This is a genomic window from Acinetobacter sp. YH16051 (genome assembly GCF_013417135.1).
GTDB lineage: Bacteria > Pseudomonadota > Gammaproteobacteria > Pseudomonadales > Moraxellaceae > Acinetobacter > Acinetobacter towneri.
Map to the genome: position 1 here is coordinate 1 of NZ_VPEN01000039.1, position 5,522 is coordinate 5,522.

Annotated in this window: 5 protein-coding genes; 1 reads left to right on the top strand and 4 read right to left on the bottom strand. The window is 40.0% G+C overall.

Annotated features, from left to right (window positions below; translation table 11 throughout):
- Positions 1-1,224 precede the first annotated feature (1,224 nt).
- Complete coding sequence (gene tyrS, locus FTV41_RS13430) at positions 1,225-2,457, bottom strand: tyrosine--tRNA ligase (protein WP_179996684.1); 1,233 nt, start codon at positions 2,455-2,457, stop codon at positions 1,225-1,227.
- Between the two features lie 63 nt (positions 2,458-2,520).
- Between tyrS and FTV41_RS13435 the strand changes: the two genes are divergently transcribed.
- On the top strand, positions 2,521-3,648 hold the full coding sequence (locus FTV41_RS13435) for an anhydro-N-acetylmuramic acid kinase (protein ID WP_179996685.1): 1,128 nt from the start codon (positions 2,521-2,523) through the stop codon (positions 3,646-3,648).
- Positions 3,649-3,779: 131 nt separating this feature from the next.
- Here FTV41_RS13435 and erpA read toward each other — a convergent pair whose 3' ends face one another.
- From erpA to FTV41_RS13450, 3 genes are all read right to left on the bottom strand, one after another.
- On the bottom strand, positions 3,780-4,115 hold the full coding sequence (erpA, locus tag FTV41_RS13440) for an iron-sulfur cluster insertion protein ErpA (protein ID WP_004969742.1): 336 nt from the start codon (positions 4,113-4,115) through the stop codon (positions 3,780-3,782).
- A gap of 133 nt (positions 4,116-4,248) precedes the next feature.
- Positions 4,249-5,256: a putative solute-binding protein gene (locus tag FTV41_RS13445; protein ID WP_131261901.1), complete on the bottom strand. Its 1,008-nt coding sequence runs from the start codon at positions 5,254-5,256 to the stop codon at positions 4,249-4,251.
- 156 nt (positions 5,257-5,412) lie between these two features.
- On the bottom strand, positions 5,413-5,522 hold a 110-nt coding region (locus tag FTV41_RS13450; protein ID WP_179990606.1), incomplete at its 5' end, for a transposase.

The following is a 5,522-nucleotide window of genomic DNA, read 5'->3' on the forward strand; positions in this document are numbered from 1 at the left end:
TCAGTTAAAATCATTTTGAAGTTTTAATCTAAACTTCCAAATCTGGCTCATCAATTTTCTGACTTAAATTTCGCTCAAATAAACTTCGAGTAATTTAAACCAATCAATCAATGAAATATGTTCGATCAATCAATCAGTAAAAATCCACACAAGTTGTTCTTCATAATCTCTTAATGATCTCAATTTCTGCCTCGTCAGCAGAAATTTTAACGCAAAACACTTCTAACAACTCAACCCTGTAAGCTAAGTTCGTAGGCTGTTTCGCGTCGGGATGTGTGCATTCTAGGGGATTTCAAAATCTTTGCAAGCCCCAAATTAGGATATTTTTCACGTATGTATTTTTTTTCTACAAAAATACTTGGTTTTTTAATTTTTTAGCTATTTTTTCATCAAATTTAAATAAAAACTCACATCTACAAAGTAAAGAGGGCTTTTTTATCCATACTTTTATGGGCTCAAATCGGTCAAGTTTTGCAGGCTGTAATCAACGATTGCCAATGTATACAATTCTTTTTGTCTTATGATATCTAAAAAAATTTTACATCTCAGTTAAAAATGCTTTTGCATTATCCAGAATCATATTCCTACATACGGCGTACCTATCATTGATTTCATATCAGTGTGGAGGTCTTGTCCGTTGATTAAAAGTTGGTGTTCAGCATTTACATTATTGATTTCAAGTCGAATGAGTCTACTCCTCTATTCAACAAGTTTAGATCGCGCCATCCACATACACTACCTACAAGAGGTTTTGCCGTATAAAAGTAGCTTTAGCTTTGAATTTTGAATTTAGGTCTTAAAGTTTTAAGAAAATTTTTATAAAACAAAGAGAAGTAATCTTACATTTTACCTTTAGATATAAACCACAACAAAACTAGAGGCAAAAAAAAGAAAGAGATCTCTCCCAAAATCTCTCCCTCGGAGTTGAATCTATATGCGATCCATATATCATTATTATAGTTATACGAAAAAAAGAGTCCCTTGGGGAAGGGACTTGTAAATTGTGGAGCTATAGTTATAAGTACCCTCTAGATCTGTTTTGTACACTGTGTCTAGATGGGTAAATCTTATACATAACTGAGCAAAAATGCAAGCTACTTGGCAAAATTTAAGTGTTGTTTTTATAAGGTTTTTTTTGAATTTACTTATTCATATAATTAATATACCAAACAGAAAATAAAAGCAGACCGAAGCCTGCTTTTATTTCAATCACTTAGAATGGACCTAGTCCGTAAATGTGACTTTGGCAATGGCTTTTTTGCCCGCCTGAATAATGTGTGTTGCGTTTTCTTTGACCGAGAAACCTGCATCAACCACATTCCAATCTACTTTTACTGCGCCACGTGCAACAGCATCTTTGGCTTGTGCGGCATTTTTGGTTAAACCTGCAGCACGTACAATAGAAGCAATAAATAATTCACCACCAAATTCAGCACGTGAAATCGTCACTTCTGGCGTACCTTCAGGTAATTCACCTTCGGTAATGATATTACCTGCACCTTTATGCGCATTGGCTGCAGCTTCGCTGCCGTGGAAACGCTCAACCAATTCGAGTGCCAAAATCTTTTTGATTTCTTGCGGATTACGACCTTCTGCCATTTCTTTAAGCAAAATTTCAATTTCATCCATCGACTTGAAGCTGAGTAACTCAAAATAGCGCTCAATCAGACTATCAGGCATCGACAAGACTTTTTGATACATCGCACCCGGTGCATCAAATACGCCAATATAGTTGCCTAAAGATTTAGACATTTTATTCACGCCATCTAAGCCTTCAAGAATTGGCACAGTAATACAAACTTGTGCTTCCTGATCATAACGACCTTGCAAAGTACGTCCCATCAACAAGTTAAAGGTCTGGTCTGTACCACCCAACTCTACATCGGCGTGTAATGCCACTGAGTCATAACCTTGTACCAACGGATACAAAAATTCGTGAATCGCAATCGGTTGCTGGTTGTTATAACGCTTGGTGAAGTCATCACGTTCCAACATACGCGCTACGGTTTGCTGCGATGCCAACTGAATTAAATCTGCTGCAGTTTTTGTTGCAAACCATTCAGAGTTAAACACCACTTTGGTTTTATTTGGATCAAGAATTTTAAAAACTTGTTCCTGATACGTTTTGGCATTTTCCAAGACTTTTTCACGTGACAACGGCGGACGTGTAGCACTTTTACCTGTTGGGTCACCAATCATGGCAGTGTAATCGCCAATCAAGAAAAATACTTCGTGACCTAAGTCTTGGAATACTTTTAATTTATTGATTAATACCGTATGCCCCAAGTGTAAATCAGGTGCAGTCGGGTCAAACCCCGCCTTAATTTTTAAAGGACGATTCTCTTTTAATTTCTTTAGAAGATCTTCTTCAGAAATAATTTCATGCGTGCCTCGTTGAATGAGGGCAAGTTGTTCTTCAGCCGGCAGGAAATTTGACATCACGAAATCCAAACACATCAGTTATTCAATTTGTGCGATATACTAACACTTTTTCAGCATATTGCAGGCTATAGAATAACCATGACAGCGATCTATATTGGGGTAATGACGGGCACAAGTATGGATGGTGTCGATCTTGTTGCTGCTTCTTTTGATCCACTGCAACTCCACGCGACCCTGACTTTGCCGTTTGATCCCGATTTACGTGACGAACTCATGGCACTGACTTTGCCAGGTGACAATGAAATTGACCGCATGGGCAAAGCAGATGTGGCTTTAGCCACCATGATTGGACATGGTATTAACAGCCTGATTAAAAAAAATAAACTGGATAAATCTCAAATTAAAGCGATTGGTTCGCATGGCCAGACCATTCGTCATCGTCCTGAACATGCTTTTACTTTACAAATTGGTGATCCGAACATCATCACCGAAATCACCCAAATTCCTGTAATTTCAGATTTTCGTCGTCGTGACATGGCTGCAGGCGGACAAGGCGCACCGTTAGTGCCCGCTTTCCATCAAAACTTATTCCAACATCCGAGTATTCATCGGGTAATTTTAAATTTAGGCGGCATTGCCAATGTCAGTTTGTTGCCTGCAGGACAGCCCGAAGCAGTATCGGGTTTTGATACAGGGCCTGCCAATATTTTAATGGATGCTTGGTGTGAGCGTTACACAGGACAACCTTATGATGAAAATGGCAATTGGGCTGCGTATGGACATCCGATTCGCAGCTTGTTAGATCGTTTACAAGCCCACGCTTTTTTCTCTAAAGAACCACCCAAAAGTACAGGGCGCGAAGACTTTAACTTGGAATGGTTAGATGAACAGGTTGCCGATTGGCGTAATGATGTGGAATATGACGAGCTGGAAGATAATCCTGAAAATATTCAGGCGACTTTATTAAAGCTCACCACCCGCGCGATTAAAAAAGCCATTTATCGTTCAGGCATGGATACAGGTGAAGTCTATGTCTGTGGCGGTGGTGCCTATAATTCTTATTTGCTAGAGCAATTGCGCTGGCGTTTGCGCAAACATCAATGGACTGTACAAAGTACAGCCGATTTAGGGCTAAACCCAACATGGGTCGAAGCCACCGCCTTTGCTTGGTTGGCAATGCGTTTTTGTCAGCAATTAAGTGGCAATTTACCTGCGGTCACAGGGGCTAAAGGTGATCGCATTTTAGGTACCATGACTTTGGTTTAAGGATGCACTTTTAAACCAGATCAGTAGCAACAAAAAAGCCTTTCCTCTTCTATATAGGAAAGGCTTTGATCATTTTGAGTGCATCAATCTACTTTTTCAGATGCTGATACTCAAAAATATTTAAATCATACTTAGATTGAGAATGAAGAACCACAACCACAAGTCGTGGTTGCATTCGGGTTTTGTACCACAAAACGCGAACCTTCCAAGCCTTCAATATAGTCCACTACCGAGCCAACTAAATATTGATAGCTGAGTGAATCGACCAGCATTTTTACATCGCCATTCACAAATTCTGCATCATCTTCATTTTGGCTTTCCGCAAAGTTAAAGCCATAAGAAAATCCTGAACAACCGCCACCTGTCACATATACACGTAGCATTAAGTCTTGATTACCTTCACTGTCACGCAATTGGCGAACTTTTTTAGCAGCGTTGTCGGTGAGCTCAAGTGCTTGGGCATTCATGATGGATTTTCCTCAGGTACAATTCAGATGTCTTTTCTGCAAAAAGACCACTTATCAAGTATAGCATACTCAATATTGGGACGGTGATGCAGAATTAAAGTGAATTCTGAGTAATTACCTCAAGATTCTCCAATTATTTGTAATTTTCGTCCTGCAAGCCACATTCAAAATTGGTTGGCGCTTCTTTACAGCGGAATTGCCACAATAATTTCATCATGCGTTTGTCATAAACACCACGTTTAGTTAAATCAATCCGCGATTCACGCATCATTTTTTGATAACCCGGTTGATCTGCTGCAGGCACTTGCATCCAATATTTTGCAGGAATATCGGCTTTCATTTTGCCTAAAATACCAAAGGCACGTGGTAACTGCCCTTTCACCCATTCACGTGATTTTTGCCCAAAACCTGCAGGGAATTTATCTGGGCGGATAATAATATTGCCCGTGACCTGTAAAATTGGATAATTCACAATCGCGCCTTTAGTGCCTAAGCCTTTATGTAGTTCCAAAGGACGGAATACTGCAGCAGGCGCACCAATAATATCGACCTGACCATTGTTAAATTTACTGCCAAAATTGGTGACATCGGCACTTACTGCTTGCGCACCAATTTGCTGTACCATAATTTTTTGCGCTTGGTCATAATCTAAAACAGCAATTTTTTTCCCCGCGGCTTTGGCGACACTATTAATACTGCGGTCATTCACCATCAAAAAGGCATCACCCACAGGAATGACACCTGCGACTTCATACTGACCATTGCGCATATATTTGGCAAAAGCAGGACTCGCCAAACCTTGCATGACTTTAACTGCCAGTTTTAAATCTGGAATCGCACCAATTGCATCTAATGAGCCTGTAAAATGGTTAAATTGACGACCACGCATGCCCGTCACACTAATACCATCACATTTTCCTGCTTTAAAATCTTCTGCAATCACGCCTTCGTTTTGACCTACGCGTAACTCAATTTCTGCGCCCCAGTTTTTGGCCGCCAATTGATAGTCTTGCATTAAGTTATAGACATCACCGTTTTTACCGACCAAGTCGAATACACAGACCACTTGCTTAGCCTGCACTGCACTGGCGGCTAAAGACAAGCCTGCACCGAATAATAAAGCTTGCGTCCATTGTTTCATTTTATAGTTCCTTCCATTTTTTGTTTTTCTGGTCAAAATTGATTCAAACCTTCATTTTGTAGCACTGTACTTTTCATCAAGCTAAGATTAGCGAATTTTGATCTTTGGCTGATATGACTCAATTGACGAATCTTTCAATTTGACATCCTCCCCGACCTAAAGGACGGAGATTCCTACTGCTAGACGCTCATGCCCGAGCGCAAGAATATTCAGTGCGGAATTTACATCCCGATCATGGAGCGTACCACACTCCACACACTGCCATT